This window comes from Variovorax sp. GW823-FHT04F07 (genome assembly GCF_058795995.1).
In genome coordinates this window covers 159,668-176,992 of sequence record NZ_JBXAIG010000003.1, presented here as the reverse complement: position 1 = coordinate 176,992, position 17,325 = coordinate 159,668, and the positions used below count along the sequence as shown (strand labels likewise).

Sequence of the window (17,325 nt, the reverse complement as noted above, 5' to 3'; positions counted from 1 at the left end):
GTCCTTCAGAACGAGCGGGGCAGGCCGAGCATGTGCTCCGCCACATAGCTCAGGATGAGATTGGTCGAGATCGGCGCCACCTGGTACAGCCGCGTCTCGCGGAACTTGCGCTCGATGTCGTATTCGCACGCAAAGCCGAAGCCGCCGTGGAACTGCAGGCAGGCGTTGGCCGCCTCCCAGCTCGCCTTGGCCGCGAGGTACTTCGCCATGTTGGCCTGCGCGCCGCAGGGCTGGCGCGCATCGAACAGGCGGCAGGCTTCGTAGCGCATCAGGTTCGCGGCCTCGGTCTCGATGAAGGCTTCGGCAATCGGGAACTGCACGCCCTGGTTCTGCCCGATGGGGCGGCCGAACACCACGCGGTCCTTCGTGTAGGCCGTCACCTTGTCGATGAACCAGTAGCCGTCGCCGATGCACTCGGCCGCGATCAGCGTGCGCTCGGCGTTCAGGCCGTCGAGGATGTACTTGAAGCCCTGGCCTTCCTCGCCGATGAGGTTCTCGGCCGGGATCTCGAGGTTCTCGAAGAACAGCTCATTGGTCTCGTGGTTCACCATGTTGAGGATGGGGCGCACCGTCATGCCTTTGCCGATGGCCTCGCGCAGGTCGACGATGAAGATCGACATGCCTTCCGACTTCTTCTTCACGTCCGCCAGCGGCGTGGTGCGCGCCAGCAGGATCATCAGGTCCGAATGCTGGATGCGCGAGATCCACACCTTCTGTCCGTTGACGACATAGCGGTCGCCCTTCTTCACGGCGGTGGTCTTGATCTTCGTGGTGTCGGTGCCGGTGGTCGGCTCGGTCACGCCCATCGACTGCAGGCGCAAGTCGCCGCTGGCGATCTTCGGCAGGTACTGGCGCTTCTGCGCCTCGCTGCCGTGGCGCAGCAGCGTGCCCATGTTGTACATCTGGCCGTGACAGGCGCCCGAGTTGCCGCCGCAGCGGTTGATCTCTTCCATGATCACCGAGGCCTCGGTCAGGCCCAGGCCCGAGCCACCGTACTCCTGGGGAATCAGGGCGGCCATCCAGCCGGCCTTGGTGAGTGCGTCGACGAACTCGGCGGGGTAGCCGCGCGCCTCGTCGACCTTGCGGAAGTACTCGTTGGGAAACTGCGCGCACAGGTCGCGCACGGCGTCGCGGATGTCGGGGAAACGGTTGTCGGTAGCGATCATCGTGTTCAGTCCTGGCGGGGGCCGCCCGCTTCTTTCTCGACGCGTTGCCAGATCTCGATGGCCATCGGGTCGTCGATCTCCTCGAGGATGTGGCCCACGAGGCCGATGGCGCGCGCCATCACGCCGAAGCCGCGGATGATCTTCCACGGAAAGCCGAACTCGGCCGCAATGGCGCCGATGGCGCCCGTGGCGTTGATCGGCAGCGACTTGCCCGACACGCGCTCGGCCTCCTCCTGCACGGCCTGCATCAGCGCGACGTAGTGGCTCGACAAGCCGTTCTCGGCCGCGATCTGGAACAGGCGCGGCGTGCGCGGGTCGATCGGCTTGTGCAGCGGATGGCCCAGCCCCGGCACGATGATCTTGCGCGCGCGGTGGTCGGCCACGATGTCCTTCGCCATGTCGGCCAGCGGGCGGCTCGGCTTCTCGCCGAAGGGGATGGCCTCGTACAGCATCTTCGCGGCGCCCTCGGTGCTGCCCACGAACACGCTGCCCAGCCCGCACAGGCCGGCGGCCACGGCGGCCTGCAAGGCCTCGGGCGCGCCGGCATAGGTGAGCCGTGCGGCCAGCGCGCTCGGCGTCACGCCGTGCTCCACCAGCGTGACGACGATGGCGTTGAAGGTCACGGACTCCTGCGGCGTCGGGATGCGGCCCGTCAGCTCCAGGAAGGCCATGTCGCCCAGGTTGAGGTGGCCGAGGATTTCCGAGGGCAGGTCGCGCCCGCGCACGGTGATCTTGTCGGGCGTGCTGTGGCCGAGGTCGGTGTGCAGGGATTTCTTGATCTTTGTCATGGCCGCAAATCTATCCCCGCGCGCGCCCGCAGGCGCTCAGTGATTGCGAAACCCTCCCTTCCGCAATCGCGAATGCCCGCCGGCGAGGTCTTCGGGCACGCTGCGACTCGTCATTGCAACGGAAAAGAAAAGGCAGACAGCGCGATGGATTCCGACTCACTCCTGGCCGTGCGCGAAGCGGCGCTCGACTACTTCACCCGCAGCGGCGCCACCGCGCGACGCCGCGCCCGCACCGAGCAGCCGCAGGCCGACGAGGCGGAAGGCTGGGGCGAGATCGCCGCGCTCGGCTGGCCCGGCATGCTGGCGCCCGAAGCGGCCGGCGGCCTCGCGCTGGGGCTCGACGGCGCCGCGGAAATCCTGCGTGCGGCCGGCGAGCACGCGGCGCCCGAGCCGCTGCTGGCGGTGGCGGGCCTGAGCGCGCTGCTGCTGGCGCGGCTCGACACGCCGGCGGCGCGTGCCCTGCTGGCCGAGCTGGTGGCGGGCCGCAGCCTGCCCGCGCTGGCCTGGCAGGAAAGCGCGGGCGACCTCAGCGCCGTGCCGCTGGCCTGCGGCTGCGAGGCGCGGTCCGGTCATGGGGGCGGCGTGCTGCTGCAGGGCGACAAGCTCATGGTGCTGCCCGGCGCCGCCGCCAGCGGCTGGCTGGTGTCGGCGCGCGGCGAGGACGACGCCGTGCTGCTGTGGGTGCCGCGCGGCACAGCCGGCGTGAGCGAGACGCTCGTGCCGCTGGTCGATGGCAGCCAGGCAGCCAACCTGCGCTTCGAAGAGGTCGTGCTGCCGGCCGACGCCGTGCTGGCCAGCGGGCCGGCCGCGCAGGAGGCGTTGCGCCAGGCGCTCGCGGCCGGACAAATCTTGCAGGCCGCGGAGCTGCTCGGCGCAGGGCAGGCGATGCTGGCGCAGACCCTGGCCTACCTGCGCACGCGCTCGCAGTTCGGCAAGCCCATCGGCAGCTTCCAGGCGCTGCAGCACCGCAGCGTCGACATGTTCATCCACCTCGAGGTGGCGCAGGCCACGCTGAACGAAGTGCTGGCGCTGGCAAGCGACGGCACCTTGCCTTCTGACCGGCTCGAAGCCGAGGCCAGCCGCGTCAACGCGCGTTGCACCGCTGCCGCGCTGCAGGCGTCGCGCGCGGCGGTGCAGCTGCACGGGGCCATCGGCTACACGCAGGAGTGCGACCTGAGCCTGTTCTACAAGCGCGTGCTGTGCCTGTCGGCCTGGCTGGGCAATGCCACGGCGCACCAGCGCCGGCATGCCGCGCTGACCGGCGAGGCCGAGGCCGCTGCGAGCAGTGCCGTGGCCTGGAATGGCGAGTTCCTCGCGCGCACCACCGACTGGTCCGCCATGCCCGAGCCCGAGTTCCGCCGCATGGTGCGCGGCTTCCTGCAGCAGCGCTATCCGGCGCATCTGCGCTACCTGTCGCACCGCGCGCGCTGGAGCGAGGTTCGCGAGTGGTACCTCACGCTCTCGGCGCAGGGCTGGATCGCGCCGGCCTGGCCGCAGTCGCACGGCGGCATGGGCCTGCCGGCGGACAAGCTCATTGCCTGGATCGAGGAGCTGGAGCAACACGGCGTGGCGCGCGCGCCCGACCAGGGCATCGTGATGATCGGCCCGCTGCTGATCCAGCACGGCACGCCCGAACAGCAGCAGCGCTTTCTGCCGCGCATCCTGAGCGGCGACCACGTGTGGTGCCAGGGCTATTCGGAGCCCAATGCCGGCTCCGACCTGGCCGGCCTGCGCACCGAGGCGGTGGCGGGGCGCGACGCGCAGGGCGATCACTTCGTCGTCAACGGCCAGAAGATCTGGACCACGCTCGCGCAGGACGCCAACCACATCTTCATGCTCGTGCGCACCGACAAGGGCGCGCGCAAGCAGGAGGGCATCAGCTTCCTGCTGTGCGACCTGCGCACGCCGGGTGTCACGGTGCGGCCGATCCACACGCTGGCGGGCGAGCCCGAGTTCTGCGAGGTGTTCTTCGACAACGTGCGCGTGCCAGCCGACCAGCTCGTGGGCCGGCTGCACGGCGGCTGGACGATTGCGAAGGCGCTGCTGGGCTTCGAGCGCATCTTCCTGGGCAGCCCCAAGCAGTCGCAGTATGCGCTGGGCCAGCTGGCGCGGCTCGGGCAGGCACGGCGCCTGTTCGCCGACCCGGTGTTCGCGCAGCGCTTCGCGGCGCTGCGGCTCGACGTGCTCGACCTGTCGGCCGCCTACACGGGTTTCGCCGACATCGTGCGCGCGGGCAAGCCGCTGCCCGCGTCGGTGTCGCTGCTGAAGATCTGGGCCAGCGAGACCTACCACCGCATCGGTGCGCTGCTGGTCGAGGCCGGCGAAGAGCAGGGCGCGGTCGCGGGTGACCAGGTGCTCGACGGCCAGAGCTTCAACGTGCTCTCGCCGCTCATTGGTTCGACGGCCGCCATGATCTACGGCGGCACGAACGAGATCCAGCGCAACATCCTCGCGCGACAAGTCTTGGACTTGCCGGCCTGAGCGATGTGAGCCGCCAAAGACATACACAACTGGAGACAACGCTCATGCAATCCCTCGACCTCTTTTCGCGTCGCCAGCTCATGGCCGCGCTGGCGGGCAGCGCGGCGCTCGCCGCACTGCCTTCGCGCGTTTTCGCGCAGCAGCCGCTGCCGCCGCTCATCAAGCTGGTGGTCGGCTATTCGGCCGGCGGGCCGGTCGACGGCGCCGCGCGCCTGCTCGCGCCCGCACTGGGCCAGGAGCTGGGCACGCAGGTGATCGTCGACAACCGGCCCGGCGCCGCCGGCTCGCTCGGCGGCAACGCCGTGGCCAAGGCGCCGCCCGACGGTGCGATGCTGTTCTTCGGCGCGAGCCCGACCATCACCATCAACCCGAACGTGCAGCGCAGCATGCCCTTCGATCCGATGAAGGACCTCACGCCGCTGGCGCCGCTGGTCGACTACACCAACGTGCTGGTGGTCAACAACGACCTGCCGGTGCGCAACGTGGGCGAGCTGCTGGCCTATGCCAAGGCCAAGCCCGGCAAGCTGTTCTACGGCTCGGCGGGCGTGGGTGCGTCGAACCACCTGAGCGGCGCGCTGCTCGAGAAGATGAGCGGCGTGCAGCTCACGCACGTGCCCTACAAGGGCAGCGCCCCGGCGCTGGCCGACGTGATGGCCGGCACCGTGCCGATGATGTTCGACATCATCGCCACCTCGCGGCCCTTCATCCAGTCGGGCAAGCTGCGCGCGCTGGCCGTCACCTCGCGCCAGCGCAACCGCATGCTGCCCGACGTGCCGACCATGATCGAGTCGGGCGTGCCCGGCTACGACGTGGGCGGCTGGTTCGGCCTGTACGGCCCGGCGCGCATGGACCCGGCGCTGGTGGCGCGCGTGAACGCCGCGGCGCAGAAGATGCTGGCGCGCGAAGACATCGCGCACCGCCTGCGCGAGCAGGGCTACGAGGTCTGGACGGGCGCGCCGGAGGTGCTGGCGACCAAGGGCGTGTCGGACCGCAAGCTGTGGGCGAGCGCATCCAAGGGCATCGAGGCGGAATAGCCGATGCAGCCCCGCATTCATCACCTGCTCGAAGACCGCGCCGCCCGCACGCCGGACGCGGTGTTCCTCCACGAACCCGATGGCACCACCACGTATGGCGCGTTGCAGGCCATGGTCGAGACCGCCGCGAACGACCTGCTCGCCGCTGGCGTGCGGCCGACCGACCGCGTGCTGCTGGTGGCCGAGAACTGCGCCGCCCACATCGCGCTGCTGCTGGCCTGCAGCCGCGTGGGCGCGTGGTCGTGCGGCGTCAACGCGCGCATGTCGCCGGGCGAGATCGCCGCCATCGCCGAGCGCGCCGACGCGCGGCTGTGTGGCTTCACCACCGATGCGTCCGACGCGGCGCGCACGCACGCGCAGCGCGCGTCGGCCGTGCCGGCCACGCTGCCCGGCGTGATGTTGACCGCCGCGCGCGCCGACGCCCGCCCCGAGCCCGATGCGGCGCTGGCCGATGCCGCCGCGATCATCTTCACCTCGGGCACCTCGGGCACGCCCAAGGGCGTGATGGTGTCGCACCGCGGGCTGCTGCACTTCGGCCGCGTGTCGGCGGCGGTGCGTGCGCTCGACACGCGCGACCGCGTCTACGCCTTCCTGCCGATGACCCACATCTTCGGCATCGGCACCGTGCTGATGGCCGCACTCACGGGCGGGGCCGCGCTGGTGCTGCGCGGCAGCTTCTCGCCGGCCGACATGCTCGAGGCGCTGGCGCACGGGCAGGTGTCGAACCTGCTCGGGCCGCCGACCATGTACGCGCGGCTGCTGGCGCACATCGAGGCGCAGCAACTCGTGCCGCGCTTTCCGCAGCTGCGCTACGTCTACACCGGCTCCGCGCCGCTCGACCCCGCGCTCAAGCAGCGCGTGGAGCACCTGTTCGGCCAGCCGCTGCACTACGGCTACGGCCTGTCGGAGTACGCGGGCTCGGTGTTCCTCACGCGCACCGAGGCGCCGCGCGCCGACACCTCGGCCGGTTATGTGGTCGAGGGCGGCGAGGGGCTCATCGTGACGCCCGAGGGCACGGAGGCTGCATCCGGCGACACCGGCGAGATCTGGCTGCGCGGCCCGGGCCTGATGCTGGGCTACTTCCGCGACGCGGCCGCCACCGCGCAGGTGATGCGCCCGGGCGGCTGGTACGCCACCGGCGACCTCGGCCGCTTCGACGCCGACGGCGCGCTGTTCGTGGTGGGGCGGCTCAAGGAAATGATCATCCGCTCGGGCTTCAACGTGTACCCGGCCGAGGTCGAGGCGGTGATCGGCCGTTTCGCGGGCGTGCACCTGTGCGCCGTGGTCGGCGTGCCCGAGGCCGACGGCAACGAGCAGATCGTCGCCTTCGTCGAGCTGAACCCGGGGGCATCGCTCGACGAGGCGGCACTGCGCGCCCACCTGGCCGAGCACCTGTCGCCCTACAAGCGGCCGGCGCGCATCGAGGTGATCGACGCGATGCCGACGACGGCCAACGGCAAGCTGCTCAAGCGGGAACTGCAAGCGCGGGCCCGGCTGCCCTGAGATTCGCAGGAAGGTCGCCGATGACACTGCGGCGCCCCTTCTGCGTGTCCATGTACTCGCGCATGCGGGCGATGCGGCCCTCGCGCAGTTCGAGGATGAAGCAGTAGTCGTTGTCGTAGTGCCGGCCGCTGGCGAGCGTGGCCTGCAGGCGCATTTCCAGCACCACGGTGTCGCCTTCGCAGAGCAGGTGGGTGAAGTCCACCGACACCTCGGCCACGAACAGCTTCGGAAACTCCTCGACCAGGAAGCGAACGATCGTGTCCGGCCCGATCATGTGGTCGGTGAAGCCCAGGGCCACGCCGGTGGCGTTGTCCTTGGGCGCCAGCCATTCGGCGTCGTCGGTGAAGGCGGCGCGCACGCGCTGCGGGTCGCGGCTGGCGAAGGCCTTCCAGGCGTCGACGACGGCGCGCTTGTTCTGCTCGGGGGTCATGGGGTGCGGCGGATGAAGTGAAGGAGCGGCGACGATAGGGGCGCCGCGTTGCGCCGGCCCGCTGCTTCCGGACATCTGCAACGCGCTCTCGGACTTATCCTGCAAGGAGCCGCGCTGCTGTCCGCCAGCCGATGCGCCGTGCAGGCCGCATCGTGGGAGCCTTCAACAAGGAATCCACGCCATGGCCGATGACCTGAGCAAGCGCGGACCGCAGGATGCGGCCCGCATCAATGTCAACGAACTGCACGAGGTTCGCTACTGGACCCAGACGCTGGGCGTGACCGAGGCGCAGCTGCGCTCGGCCGTCGCGGCCGCCGGGGTCGAGGTGAAGGACGTGCGCACCTACCTCGGCAAACCCTGAGCGCGCGCTGAAGGTGCGGCCCGGCGGGCAGGGCGCGCGTAGGCAGGCTCCTACAGCCGCGGCGCGGAGCGGGGCCGATACTCGTGGCCTTGTTCCCGCCTTCAGGAATCCTGCCTTGACCGTGCTCCCTGCCGCCTCTCGTCCCACGGGCCGCGCGCCCTTGCGGGCCGCTGCGTCGCGATGAAGTCGTCTCCCAGCGCCCGCAGCTGGATTGCGGCCGGCGTGCGCCACGAGCTGCTCACGCGCGCCCTGCCGGCGTTGCGGCACGACATGACGGCGCCCGTCTCGGTGATCCGCATGGCGGTGCTGATGCTCAAGCGCCAGGTGGCGGCCGACCCCGTCGACCCCGCCGCCTGCGAGGAGCGGGTGAACCTCATCGACAGCCAGGTGTCGGAGCTGGTGGCCGCGATCCGCTCGCTGCGCGACTGGGAACTGGCCACCACCGACGACGGCATCACGCGCAGTGCGCTGGTGGCGCAGTGCATGACGCTGATGCGCTCGGCCTTCGACCTGCACGGCGTGGCGCTCGAGGTCGACGAGGCGCTGGCCGCCCCGCAGGACGACGAGCCGCGCTGGCCCAATGCCGCCGCGCTGCGCTACCTGTTCCTGGGCGCGCTGGGCTACCTGCACGACGGCGCGGACGAGGCCGGCACCATCCGCATCGAGCCCGACGGCACCGACGCGCTGCGCCTGCACGCCCGGGTGCGCGAGGCCGGCGGCGCGAACGCGGTGCTCGACGCCCACCGCGCGCCGCGCGCGCTGGCCATCGACACCGTGGCGCTGCAGAACCTGGCCGAAGACCTCGGCTACGCCGTGCTGCTCGACGCCGACACCGTGCGCTTCGCCCTCGCCGCAGGCTGAGGCGTCCGCAGGAAGGCGAGCAATCGCCGCTCCGCCGCCACCAGGCCGCGCGCCGGGCCGGCCGTGGCGGCGCGGGCCGCGATCTTCTCCAGCAAGGTGCCCGTCGCCGCCGTGTCGTCCTCGCGCGCCAGCGCCTCGCCCAGCGCCAGCACGGCCGGGTGCACGTAGGCTTTCTTGCAGACCGCCGGCGTGTTGCCGAGCTGCCGCGCCACGGCCACGAGGATGTCCCTGGCGCCAGGCCGGCGCTCGCCCTCCCAGGCACAGGCCAGCCGCGTGAGCTCCAGCGCCTGCGCCGTGCCGTGCCAGGTGCGGAAGTCCTTGGCGGTGAAGCGTTCGCCCTCGCCCTTGCCTGTGTCGGTGGCGTCGGCGATGTAGTCGTTCACGTCGTTGGACGACACGCCGCGCACCTCGCCCGCTTCGTCCGTGTACTGGAACAGCGCCTGCCCCGGCAGCTGCTGGCACTGGCGTACCACGCGGGCCACGCGCGGGTCGTCGATGCGGGCCTCGTGCGTCACGCCGCTCTTGCCGCGAAAGCGCAGCCGCAGCGCCGAGCCCTGCACCGCCGCGTGGCGGTTGCGCAGCGTGGTGAGGCCGAACGAGCCGTTGCTGCTGGCGTAGGCCTCGTTGCCCACGCGCAGCAGCGTGGTGTCGAGCAGGCGCACCAGCGTGGCGATCACCTGCGCGCGACCGGGTGTCCGGGTGCCGGCGCGCAGGTCGCGCGCCACGCGGGCGCGCAAACGGGGCAGGGCGCGCCCGAAGGCCGCCAGGCGCTCGAACTTGGTGCCGTCCTGCAGTGCGCGCCAGTCGGGGTGGTAGCGGTACTGCGTGCGCCCGCGCGCGTCCAGGCCCGTGGCCTGCAGGTGGCCCTGCGGCAGCGGGCAGATCCACACCTCGGTGTAGGCCGGCGGAATGGCCAGGCTGCGGATGCGCGCGAGCGCGTCGGCATCGCGCAGCCAGCGGCCGTGCGCGTCGCGGTAGCGAAAGCCGTCGCCCCACTTCAGCCGGCGGATGCCCGGCATGCCGGGGTTCACGTAGACCAGCCCGCCGGCCAGCGCTGAGGTGGCCGCCGGTGCGGGCCGGCATGGGGTTTGCATCGAAGGCATGACATCGCGCTTGTGCCAGCATCGACAATCGTGCGGTGTAGGACGCCGCACGCTGTTGCCGAGGCGCGCTTTCCTTTCCTTCCTTCTCTTCGGATTCCACCCATGTCCCTCCTGAACTCCCGTCGCTTCTCCCTGGGCAGCCGCGGCCTGGCGCTGTGCGGTGCCGTGCTGCTCGCCACGGCCTGTGCCTCCACCTCGCCCACGGCCGACACCCGCGCTGCCGCTGCCGCCGCCCCCGCCGGCGCCCCCGTCAAGGTGAAGGTGTTCGTGGCCGCCATGTTCGAGATCGGCCAGAACACCGGCGACCGCGCCGGCGAGTTCCAGCACTGGTACGAGCGCTACTGGAAGGGCGCGACGCCCGTGGCCGTGCCCGGCGCGCTGCAGCCCGTGTACTGCAACGCCGACGGCGTGTGCGGCGCGGTGCTGGGCATGGGCAAGGTCAACTCGTCGTCGTCGATGCAGGCCATCCTGCTGAACCCGAAGTTCGACTTCTCGCAGGCCTACTACGTGATCTCCGGCGTGGCCGGCACGCCGCCCCAGCGCGGCACCATCGGCGAGGTGAGTTGGGCCACCTGGCTGGTCGACTACGACCTCGGCCACCGCTGGGCCCCCGAAGAGAACAAGCCCGGCGAACCCACCTTCATGCCGCGCAAGGGCTACGAGGAGTACCGCCGCTTCAAGCTCAACCCCGACCTCGTCGGCTGGGCCATGAAGCTGTCGGCCGACACGCCGCTCAAGGACGCGGAATCGGCGCGCAAGTACCGCCTGCGCTACCCCGACGCCGCCGCGCGCCGCGCCCCCTTCGTGGGCACCGGCACGCACATGACGGGCGACACCTTCTTCCACGGCCCCGGCATGTCGAAGCAGGCGCAGTACATCGCCAAGCTCTACGGCGCCGACGACTACGTGATCACCGAGATGGAGGCCGCCGCCATCACCCTCGTGATCAAGCGCACCCACGGCACCGACCGCGTGATGAGCCTGCGCGGCGCGGTCAACTTCGACCAGGGCAACCCGAAGGAAAGCACGCTGCAGCACCTGGACCCGGCACCGGGCGAGACGGCGGGCGGCTTTGCCGAGACGGTGGAGAACATCGCGCTGGTCGGTACGCGCGTGGTCGACCACATCGTGAAGAACTGGCCGCAGTGGTCGGCGGGCGTGCCCAAGCCCTGAGCGGATTCAGCGTGGCAGCACCGGCTGCAGATGCCACGTCACGTTGAAGTCGAAGGGCGTCCAGCGGCTCACGGTGACGCCCGCCTGGCGCAGGCCGCGGCCGGTCCAGGTGTTGCAGGTCTCGAACAGGTGGTAGCTGCCCTGGGCTTCGTAGAAGGCATCGTCGTTCGCGTAATGCGCACCCGCGATCGGCGTCGCGCGGCCTGAAGGCAGCGTGGCGCGCACGTAGGCCACGAGCTGCGCGTACTGCGCCTGCGAGAGCGGCAGCTTGTAGGCCCCGCGCCGCAACTGCGCGCGCTGCAGGTAGGTCACGTGCAGCAGCGAGCGATTGCCACCCGACAGCGCCCCGAAGGCGCGCGCGGCCGTCAGGTCGCCCCAGGTCGGCGTGTGCAGGTAGAACTCGCGGTCGCCCCAGCCGATGGCGACGAACTCGGCATCGGGCGGCGGCGCCTTGAAGTCGGACAGCGGAAAGAGCTGCAACCAGTCGATGGCGGCCGAGCGGACCGGAAACACCAGGTCGGTGTGCACGCCGTTGCTCAGCACCCAGGCCTCGACCGTCGCAGGCTCGACCGGCGGTTTCGCGTTGGCCGGCAGGAAGACCAGCGCGCAAGCCACCGCCACGTACAGCGTGATGGCCAGCAGCAGCCCCAGCAGCGTGAAGGCGATGCGCAGCAGCCAGCGTCGGATCATGGTGGTGTCAGAAGAGCGAAGCCGTGGTCGCCACCGGCGCCGCGCTGCGGGCGTTGCCAGCGGGCGCCAGCGCCTCGGGGCTGCCGGCCTTGGCCAGCGCGCCCACGCGCACGCCCAAGAGGCGCAGCGGCCGCTCCAGCGGCACGCGCTTCAAGCACTGGCCGCCGACCTGGCGGATGGTCTTGCCGTCGTCGGTGAAGCGGTCGATGGTCTGGTCGCGCGTGGCGATCTTGAAGTCGTCGTAGCGCAGCTTGATGCCGATGGTCTTGCCCACGTAGCCCTTGCGCTGCAGGTCTTCGGCCAGCTTCTCGCACAGGTGCGTGAAGATCGCGCCCAGCTCGGCGCGGTCGCGCACGGCGTGCAGGTCGCGCTCGAAGGTGGTCTCGCGGCTCATCGACACGGGCTCGCTCTCGGTCACCACGGGGCGGTTGTCGCGGCCCCAGGCCACCTCGTGCATCCACGCGCCGGTGGCCTTGCCGAAGGTGTCGATGAGCCAGCCGCGCTCGCGCGCCGCCAGTTGGCCCACGGTCTCGATGCCGAAGCGCTTGAGCTTCTCGTCGGCCTTCGGGCCGATGCCGTTCACCTTGCGGCAGGGCAGGGGCCAGATGCGACTTTCGAGGTCGTGCTCGTAGACCACCGAGATGCCGTTGGGCTTCTCGAACTCGCTGGCCATCTTGGCGATGAGCTTGTTGGGCGCCACGCCGATCGAGCAGGTCAGGCCCGTGGCGTCGAAGATCGATTTCTGGATCAGCCGCGCCAGCGAGCGCCCGCCGTCGCGCTGGCCGCCGGGCACGTCGGTGAAGTCGATGTACACCTCGTCCACGCCGCGGTCTTCCATGAGCGGCGCGATGTCCAGGATGACCTGCTTGAAGGTGCGCGAGAAGCGCCGGTACTCGTCGAAGTCGACCGGCAGGATCAGCGCCTGCGGACACAGCTTGGCGGCCTTCATGAGCCCCATGGCCGAGCCGATGCCGAACTGCCGCGCGGGGTAGGTGGCGGTGGTGATCACGCCGCGCCCCGTGTAGTCCTTCAGGCGCGGAAAGGCCTCGATCGGAATGTCGGCCAGCGTGGCGCCCTCGGGCAGTTCGCGGATCGCCTCGTCGACGCGGCGCCGCCCGCCGCCGATGACCACCGGCAGCCCCTTGAGCTGCGGGTAGCGCAGCAGCTCGACGGACGCGTAGAACGCGTCCATGTCGAGGTGGGCAATGCGGCGGATCGGAGGGGCCGGGGGCGGCACGGGCTGGAAACTCACGGTGACAATTGTCTCGCTCTCCAGGCATGTTCGCCCGCCCCGGTGTCGCGTGCAAGAATGCGGCGGAATTTCAATCCCCACGCAGGTGGTGAACGGAAAGGAATGCACGATGGGTGACGACGAGGTGGAAGGCGGCCTGTCGGTCGCGCTGACGCCGGTGCAGATGGCGGCGGTGCTCGGCGGCGAAGACGTGCCCGAGTCGGCCAGCCTCAGCAACCGGCTCTGGGGCACGGCGGCGCTGATCGGCGGCGTGATCGAACTGGTCGGCGCCGGCGTGCTGTGCGTGGCCCCCGAGCCCACCATGGCCAGCAAGGTCGGCTGCGTGGTGCTGGGCGCGCACGGCAGCGACGTCACCGCCACGGCCGCGCGCCAGATCTGGACCGGCCAGACGCAGCGCACCGCCACCGCGCTCACCGCCGACGCCACCGCGCAGGCGCTGGGCGCCTCGCCCGAAACCGGCGCGCAGGTGGGCCTCGCGGTCGACGTGGCGGTGCCGCTCTTCGTGGCCGGCGGGCTGGCCGCGTCGCGCGTGATCGCGGTGCGCGCGAGCCGCTTCAAGCTCGAGCCCGTGCGGCTCATCGAGCACGAGGGCATTGCGGGCTCGAAGGCGGGCGGCCACACCATCCGCGAGCACGTGGGCAAGTCGGCGCAGGAGCTGTTCGACCGCTTCGCGAAGAAGCCCAGCCTGCAGCGCTCGTCGTCGTTCTTCGACCTGGCCACCGCCGAGTCGGCCATCAGCCAGACCGTGCGCGCCAACGCACGGGCGATTCGCGCGTGGTCGCGCTCCGCGGCGGTGGGCTCCAAGCCCGTGGCCTTCGAGCACGACATCGGCACCGTGGTCGGCATCGGCGTGCAACGCGGCAGCACCGCCGTGAGCCAGCTCACCAAGGTGCGCGTGACGCTGAACATGCGCACGTACAACGGCAAGCCGTTCTACATCCTCACCGCCCATCCGTTCTGATTTTTCCTCACGACCCCACGATGCGATTCGAACTGATCGACCACCTCACCAAGGTCTACTTCGGCCAGGACGCCGACATCCTCTTCGGCGAAACCGGCGCCGAGATCATGGCCTCGTACCGCGAGTCGAGCACCGAGGCCGAGCTGGCCGCGCTGCGCGCCGAGATCGCCGACTACCTCGGTTCGCACGACGACCTCGAAGCGGCGTTTGCACGCGACTTCTCGCGCGACTACATCCCTGAAGATTTCGGCACGCCGGCCAGGCAGTTTCTCGACAGCGTGCTGGCTGCGGTGCGGTAGCGGGCCGTCAGCGCGATTCGACCGTCACCAGCAGCGGCGAGTCGAACATCGCCACCGGCGAGATCACCGGCTCGTCCATGGGCACGGCGTCGCCATAGCGCTCGCGCATCTTGGCGCGCACGGCCGGGTCGCCGAGGTTGAAGCTGCGAATCTTCTGCAGCTCGCCGATGCGCACGCCCAGTGCGCGGTCGTAGAGCTTCCACACCAGTTCCGAGCAGTAGATGCGCGAATCCGACCATTCGAAGGTCAGGTCGTACGGGCGGCCCGCGAAGTCCGAGGTGCGCGCATGCAGGCGCGCCACGGCGCCGGGCGTGAGCCGCGTGTCGGCATCGCGCAGCCGCTTCACCACGTAGCGCCCGCCGTTGCCGCGCGCCGTCCATTGCGCCAGCGGCGTGTAGCGCACCGTCGAGACCGCCTCGAACACGTAGGGTTTGCCCTCTCGCAGCAGCACGATGCCCATGTGGCTGTAGCGCGAGCCGGTGGCGCGCTGCACGGCCAAGCTTTGCGCCGAGCGCGAGGTGTGGAAGATGATGTCGCCGTCTTTCAGCGGGGTGGCCGCGTGGCCGGCGCCGGCTGCCAGGAGGGTGAAAAGGGCAGACAACGACATGTAAAGGGCTTTCGACATGCAGGGCATTTTGCGGGATGCCGCTTGCGCCCCGCGGCATGCCGGTGCCATGATCCGCGCCATATGCAAACCGTCGCCTCCATCCTCTGGCGCAGGCTCGATGCACCGGGCCACGATGCCTGTCGCCTCGAACGCAACGCCTCGGCCTGGCAGCTCGACGGCGCGGCGGTGTTCCGCACCGAGGGCGGACGCATCGCCCAGCTGCACTACCGCGTGCGCTGCGACCTGCTCTGGCACACGCAATGGGGCACGGTGCGCGGCTGGCTCGGCGAGTCGGCCATCGACCTGTCGATCACGCGCGACGCGCGCGGCCACTGGAAGCTCAACGACGAAGCCGTGTCCGACATGTCGCACTGCGTCGACCTCGACCTGGGCTTCACCCCCGCCACCAACCTGCTGCAACTGCGCCGCCTGAACCTCGCGCCCGGCGAAAGCGCCGATGCACCGGCGGCCTGGGTTGACATCGAAGACGGCGGGCTCAGCGAGCTGATGCAGCGCTATGAACGGCGCAGCGACAGCTCGTACGCGTACGAGGCCAAGCGCTTCGATTACGCGGAGGTGTTGGGCGTCACGGCGGATGGGTTCGTGAGCGACTATCCGCGGCTGTGGGCCGCGCAAGGCTGACCGTCAGTCGAACTGCGCCCGCGCCCCGGCCACCAGCGCGCGGTTGCGCCGCCGGTCGGCCGCGATCTCCTGCGCGAAGTCCTCGAGGCTCCCGCCGGCCGGCAGGTTGTAGGCCTCGCGCAGGCGCGCGCGCAGCGGGTCGCCTTGCAGCAGGCGGTTGATCTCGGCGTTGAGGCGCTGCACCACCGCCGTCGGCGTGCGCGCCGGCGCGAAGATGCCGAAGAGCGAATCGCGGTTCGCCTTCTCGTAGCCCAGCTCCGCGAGCGTGGGCACCGCCGGCAAGGCTTCGATGCGCGCGGGTGCGCCGACCGCCAGCGCCTGCAGCCGGCCGCTCTCGATGTACTGCAGCTGCTGCGCCGCGATGTTGGTCGACAGCACCTCGAACTGCCCGCCCAGCGCGTCGTTGAGCTGCGGGCCGCCGCCCTGGTAGGGGATGTGGGTGATGTCGGTGCGGCTTTGCAGGCGCACCTGTGCCAGCACCATGTGGCCGATGGTCGCCACGCCCGAGGTGGCCCAGCGCACCGCGCCGGGCTGGCGGCGCGCCAGCGCGATCAACTCTGCAAAGCCGCGGCCCGCGAAGGCCGGCGTGCCCACGACCAGCACCGGCGTGCGCATCACGCTGGCCACGGGCACGAAGGCGCGCAGCGGGTCGTAGGGCGCGCGCGCGAGCAGCGGGTGCAGGGTGAGCGGGCTGATGGCCGAAAAGGCCAGCGTGTGGCCGTCGGGCGTGGCGCGTGCGAGCGCATCCATGCCCAGGCTGCCGCCCGCGCCGGCGCGGTGTTCGATGAGCACCGGCACGCCCAGCGACTGCGCCAGCGGCTCGGCCAGCGCGCGCGCCATGCCGTCGCTCACGCCGCCCGGTGGGTAGACCACGATCAGGCGCACCGGGCGGCTGGGCCAGGGCGACGAGGCCGCGTGCGACAGATGCGGCAATGCGCACGCAGCCGCGAAGCCGATGCGTTGCAGGAAATGGCGGCGCAGCAGCGGCACGGTCATGCGGCGGGCTTCCCCTCGGCCAGCCCGCGCAGCAGCGCCGCGAAGTGCCGCGCCGGCAGGTTGTCTTCGTCGGCGCGCGACACCAGCGTGAGCGGCGCGTCGAGCTGGCCGCCGTCGGCCAGCCGCGTGTAGGCGATGGCGTGCGCGTGCACGCCGGTCATCGAGGTCGGCACCACCGACAGGCCGACGCCCGCGGCCACGAGGTTCAGGTTGGTCATCATGCGATCGACTTCGGCCACCACGCGCGGGCGCAGGCCCTGCGCGTGGCACAGCGCGAGCAGCTCGGCATAGAGGCCGGGCGCGCCCGGGCGGCGCACGAGGATGATGCCTTCTTCGCAGAGTTTCGACAGCGGCAGCGGCTTCGCCGGCTTCTTTCCATTTGCGGCAGGCGCGAAGCGGTGGTCGCTCGGCATCGCGACCCACACGGGCTCGCGCAGCAGCGTCTCGAACACCAGCCCCTCGGGCCGTGCCACCGGCACGCGCAGCAGGCCGCAGTGCAGCCGGCCCGCGGCCAGCGCCTCGGTGAGCTCGGCGGCGTTGTCCTCGCGCAGCTGCAGCTCCACGCCGGGGTGTGCGCGGCGAAAGGCGCGCAGCGCCTCGGGCATGAAGCGGTGCGCGGCGGCCGAGCTGGTGAAGCCGACGGCCAGCGTGCCGGTCTGGCCCTGGGCCACGCGCGCCATGCGCTGCTTCATGGCCTCCATGTCCTGCAGCATGCGCAGCGCCTCGGCCTGGAACAGCCGGCCGGCGTCGGTGAGCGCCACGCCGCGCGGATGGCGCTTGAACAGCAGCACACCCAGCTCGCGCTCCAGCGCCTTGATCTGCAGGCTCAGCGGCGGCTGCTGGATGCCCAGCTGCTCGGCGGCGCGCGTCATGTGGCCGGTGCCGGCCACGGCCACGAAGTACCTCAGGGCGCGTATGTCCATATGTTTTTTGTATTGAATAGGCCTTGTTATTTTATTTGACCCTAGGTCACACGGA

18 protein-coding genes are annotated in these 17,325 nt (G+C 70.8%); 9 read left to right on the top strand and 9 right to left on the bottom strand.

The genetic code is table 11. The features are described from left to right. Positions 1-5: 5 nt before the first annotated feature. Both AC1RAA_RS16105 and AC1RAA_RS16100 read right to left on the bottom strand, forming a co-directional pair. Positions 6-1,166: an acyl-CoA dehydrogenase family protein gene (locus tag AC1RAA_RS16105; protein WP_159273131.1), complete on the bottom strand. Its 1,161-nt coding sequence runs from the start codon at positions 1,164-1,166 to the stop codon at positions 6-8. A 5-nt stretch (positions 1,167-1,171) separates the two neighbouring features. After that, positions 1,172-1,954 (bottom strand): citryl-CoA lyase, encoded by a 783-nt coding sequence (locus tag AC1RAA_RS16100; RefSeq protein WP_095949640.1) that lies wholly within the window; start codon positions 1,952-1,954, stop codon positions 1,172-1,174. A gap of 144 nt (positions 1,955-2,098) precedes the next feature. Between AC1RAA_RS16100 and AC1RAA_RS16095 the strand changes: the two genes are divergently transcribed. Genes AC1RAA_RS16095 through AC1RAA_RS16085 form a run of 3 tightly spaced genes read left to right on the top strand, consistent with a single transcriptional unit; the run spans position 2,099 to position 6,972 of the window. Further along, a complete protein-coding gene (locus AC1RAA_RS16095) occupies positions 2,099-4,435 on the top strand; it encodes an acyl-CoA dehydrogenase family protein (protein ID WP_492731909.1) in 2,337 nt (778 codons plus the stop codon). 44 nt (positions 4,436-4,479) lie between these two features. Then, positions 4,480-5,469 carry a Bug family tripartite tricarboxylate transporter substrate binding protein gene (locus tag AC1RAA_RS16090; protein ID WP_492731911.1) on the top strand — a complete coding sequence of 330 codons (990 nt, stop codon included), beginning with the start codon at positions 4,480-4,482 and terminating at the stop codon, positions 5,467-5,469. 3 nt (positions 5,470-5,472) lie between these two features. After that, the gene (locus AC1RAA_RS16085) at positions 5,473-6,972 is read left to right on the top strand and encodes a class I adenylate-forming enzyme family protein (RefSeq protein WP_492731913.1); all 1,500 of its coding nucleotides are present in this window, start codon (positions 5,473-5,475) and stop codon (positions 6,970-6,972) included. Here AC1RAA_RS16085 and AC1RAA_RS16080 read toward each other — a convergent pair. Continuing rightward, entirely contained in the window at positions 6,935-7,402 is a 468-nt protein-coding gene (locus tag AC1RAA_RS16080; protein WP_492731914.1) for a nuclear transport factor 2 family protein, read from the bottom strand. The two genes, AC1RAA_RS16085 and AC1RAA_RS16080, sit on opposite strands and share 38 nt — an antisense overlap. Positions 7,403-7,583: 181 nt before the next feature. Between AC1RAA_RS16080 and AC1RAA_RS16075 the strand changes: the two genes are divergently transcribed. Both AC1RAA_RS16075 and AC1RAA_RS16070 read left to right on the top strand, forming a co-directional pair. Then, complete coding sequence (locus AC1RAA_RS16075; RefSeq protein ID WP_062477985.1) at positions 7,584-7,763, top strand: DUF3606 domain-containing protein; 180 nt, start codon at positions 7,584-7,586, stop codon at positions 7,761-7,763. Positions 7,764-7,943: 180 nt separating this feature from the next. After that, positions 7,944-8,624, top strand: coding sequence for a hypothetical protein (locus AC1RAA_RS16070; protein ID WP_095746526.1), 681 nt, complete (start codon positions 7,944-7,946; stop codon positions 8,622-8,624). On the opposite strand, the gene AC1RAA_RS16065 is transcribed toward AC1RAA_RS16070, so the two are convergent. Continuing rightward, positions 8,570-9,727: a DNA topoisomerase IB gene (locus tag AC1RAA_RS16065; RefSeq protein ID WP_492731916.1), complete on the bottom strand. Its 1,158-nt coding sequence runs from the start codon at positions 9,725-9,727 to the stop codon at positions 8,570-8,572. The genes AC1RAA_RS16070 and AC1RAA_RS16065 overlap by 55 nt on opposite strands. Before the next feature lie 102 nt (positions 9,728-9,829). Between AC1RAA_RS16065 and AC1RAA_RS16060 the strand changes: the two genes are divergently transcribed. Beyond that, complete coding sequence (locus tag AC1RAA_RS16060; RefSeq protein ID WP_492731917.1) at positions 9,830-10,900, top strand: purine-nucleoside phosphorylase; 1,071 nt, start codon at positions 9,830-9,832, stop codon at positions 10,898-10,900. 6 nt (positions 10,901-10,906) lie between these two features. Here AC1RAA_RS16060 and AC1RAA_RS16055 read toward each other — a convergent pair whose 3' ends face one another. Together AC1RAA_RS16055 and dinB are read right to left on the bottom strand one after the other, a co-directional pair. After that, on the bottom strand, positions 10,907-11,590 hold the full coding sequence (locus AC1RAA_RS16055) for a TIGR02117 family protein (RefSeq protein WP_492731919.1): 684 nt from the start codon (positions 11,588-11,590) through the stop codon (positions 10,907-10,909). A gap of 7 nt (positions 11,591-11,597) precedes the next feature. Further along, complete coding sequence (gene dinB, locus AC1RAA_RS16050; protein ID WP_159273409.1) at positions 11,598-12,782, bottom strand: DNA polymerase IV; 1,185 nt, start codon at positions 12,780-12,782, stop codon at positions 11,598-11,600. A gap of 169 nt (positions 12,783-12,951) precedes the next feature. On the opposite strand from dinB, the gene AC1RAA_RS16045 reads away from it, so the two are divergent. Both AC1RAA_RS16045 and AC1RAA_RS16040 read left to right on the top strand, forming a co-directional pair. Next, positions 12,952-13,803, top strand: coding sequence for an RNase A-like domain-containing protein (locus AC1RAA_RS16045; protein WP_307694881.1), 852 nt, complete (start codon positions 12,952-12,954; stop codon positions 13,801-13,803). Positions 13,804-13,823: 20 nt separating this feature from the next. Further along, positions 13,824-14,102, top strand: a complete 279-nt coding sequence (locus tag AC1RAA_RS16040; protein WP_492731921.1) for a contact-dependent growth inhibition system immunity protein — start codon at positions 13,824-13,826, stop codon at positions 14,100-14,102. Positions 14,103-14,109: 7 nt separating this feature from the next. On the opposite strand, the gene AC1RAA_RS16035 is transcribed toward AC1RAA_RS16040, so the two are convergent. Beyond that, positions 14,110-14,727, bottom strand: a complete 618-nt coding sequence (locus tag AC1RAA_RS16035) for a YiiX family permuted papain-like enzyme (protein ID WP_492731922.1) — start codon at positions 14,725-14,727, stop codon at positions 14,110-14,112. A 63-nt stretch (positions 14,728-14,790) separates the two neighbouring features. Between AC1RAA_RS16035 and AC1RAA_RS16030 the strand changes: the two genes are divergently transcribed. Further along, complete coding sequence (locus AC1RAA_RS16030) at positions 14,791-15,351, top strand: putative glycolipid-binding domain-containing protein (RefSeq protein ID WP_492731924.1); 561 nt, start codon at positions 14,791-14,793, stop codon at positions 15,349-15,351. A 3-nt stretch (positions 15,352-15,354) separates the two neighbouring features. Here AC1RAA_RS16030 and AC1RAA_RS16025 read toward each other — a convergent pair whose 3' ends face one another. Then, positions 15,355-16,347, bottom strand: a complete 993-nt coding sequence (locus AC1RAA_RS16025) for a Bug family tripartite tricarboxylate transporter substrate binding protein (RefSeq protein WP_492731926.1) — start codon at positions 16,345-16,347, stop codon at positions 15,355-15,357. Continuing rightward, entirely contained in the window at positions 16,344-17,270 is a 927-nt protein-coding gene (locus AC1RAA_RS16020; RefSeq protein WP_492731928.1) for a LysR family transcriptional regulator, read from the bottom strand. The genes AC1RAA_RS16025 and AC1RAA_RS16020 overlap by 4 nt, the downstream gene beginning before the upstream one ends. Positions 17,271-17,325 lie beyond the last annotated feature (55 nt).

Bases quoted from the DNA above. Each gene is read 5' to 3' on its own strand.
- AC1RAA_RS16105 (WP_159273131.1), bottom strand. From the start codon at position 1,166: ATGATCGCTACCGACAACCGTTTCCCCGACATCCGCGACGCCGTGCGC.
- AC1RAA_RS16100 (WP_095949640.1), bottom strand. From the start codon at position 1,954: ATGACAAAGATCAAGAAATCCCTGCACACCGACCTCGGCCACAGCACG.
- AC1RAA_RS16095 (WP_492731909.1), top strand. From the start codon at position 2,099: ATGGATTCCGACTCACTCCTGGCCGTGCGCGAAGCGGCGCTCGACTAC.
- AC1RAA_RS16090 (WP_492731911.1), top strand. From the start codon at position 4,480: ATGCAATCCCTCGACCTCTTTTCGCGTCGCCAGCTCATGGCCGCGCTG.
- AC1RAA_RS16085 (WP_492731913.1), top strand. From the start codon at position 5,473: ATGCAGCCCCGCATTCATCACCTGCTCGAAGACCGCGCCGCCCGCACG.
- AC1RAA_RS16080 (WP_492731914.1), bottom strand. From the start codon at position 7,402: ATGACCCCCGAGCAGAACAAGCGCGCCGTCGTCGACGCCTGGAAGGCC.
- AC1RAA_RS16075 (WP_062477985.1), top strand. From the start codon at position 7,584: ATGGCCGATGACCTGAGCAAGCGCGGACCGCAGGATGCGGCCCGCATC.
- AC1RAA_RS16070 (WP_095746526.1), top strand. From the start codon at position 7,944: ATGAAGTCGTCTCCCAGCGCCCGCAGCTGGATTGCGGCCGGCGTGCGC.
- AC1RAA_RS16065 (WP_492731916.1), bottom strand. From the start codon at position 9,727: ATGCCTTCGATGCAAACCCCATGCCGGCCCGCACCGGCGGCCACCTCA.
- AC1RAA_RS16060 (WP_492731917.1), top strand. From the start codon at position 9,830: ATGTCCCTCCTGAACTCCCGTCGCTTCTCCCTGGGCAGCCGCGGCCTG.
- AC1RAA_RS16055 (WP_492731919.1), bottom strand. From the start codon at position 11,590: ATGATCCGACGCTGGCTGCTGCGCATCGCCTTCACGCTGCTGGGGCTG.
- dinB (WP_159273409.1), bottom strand. From the start codon at position 12,782: ATGGACGCGTTCTACGCGTCCGTCGAGCTGCTGCGCTACCCGCAGCTC.
- AC1RAA_RS16045 (WP_307694881.1), top strand. From the start codon at position 12,952: ATGGGTGACGACGAGGTGGAAGGCGGCCTGTCGGTCGCGCTGACGCCG.
- AC1RAA_RS16040 (WP_492731921.1), top strand. From the start codon at position 13,824: ATGCGATTCGAACTGATCGACCACCTCACCAAGGTCTACTTCGGCCAG.
- AC1RAA_RS16035 (WP_492731922.1), bottom strand. From the start codon at position 14,727: ATGTCGAAAGCCCTTTACATGTCGTTGTCTGCCCTTTTCACCCTCCTG.
- AC1RAA_RS16030 (WP_492731924.1), top strand. From the start codon at position 14,791: ATGCAAACCGTCGCCTCCATCCTCTGGCGCAGGCTCGATGCACCGGGC.
- AC1RAA_RS16025 (WP_492731926.1), bottom strand. From the start codon at position 16,347: ATGACCGTGCCGCTGCTGCGCCGCCATTTCCTGCAACGCATCGGCTTC.
- AC1RAA_RS16020 (WP_492731928.1), bottom strand. From the start codon at position 17,270: ATGGACATACGCGCCCTGAGGTACTTCGTGGCCGTGGCCGGCACCGGC.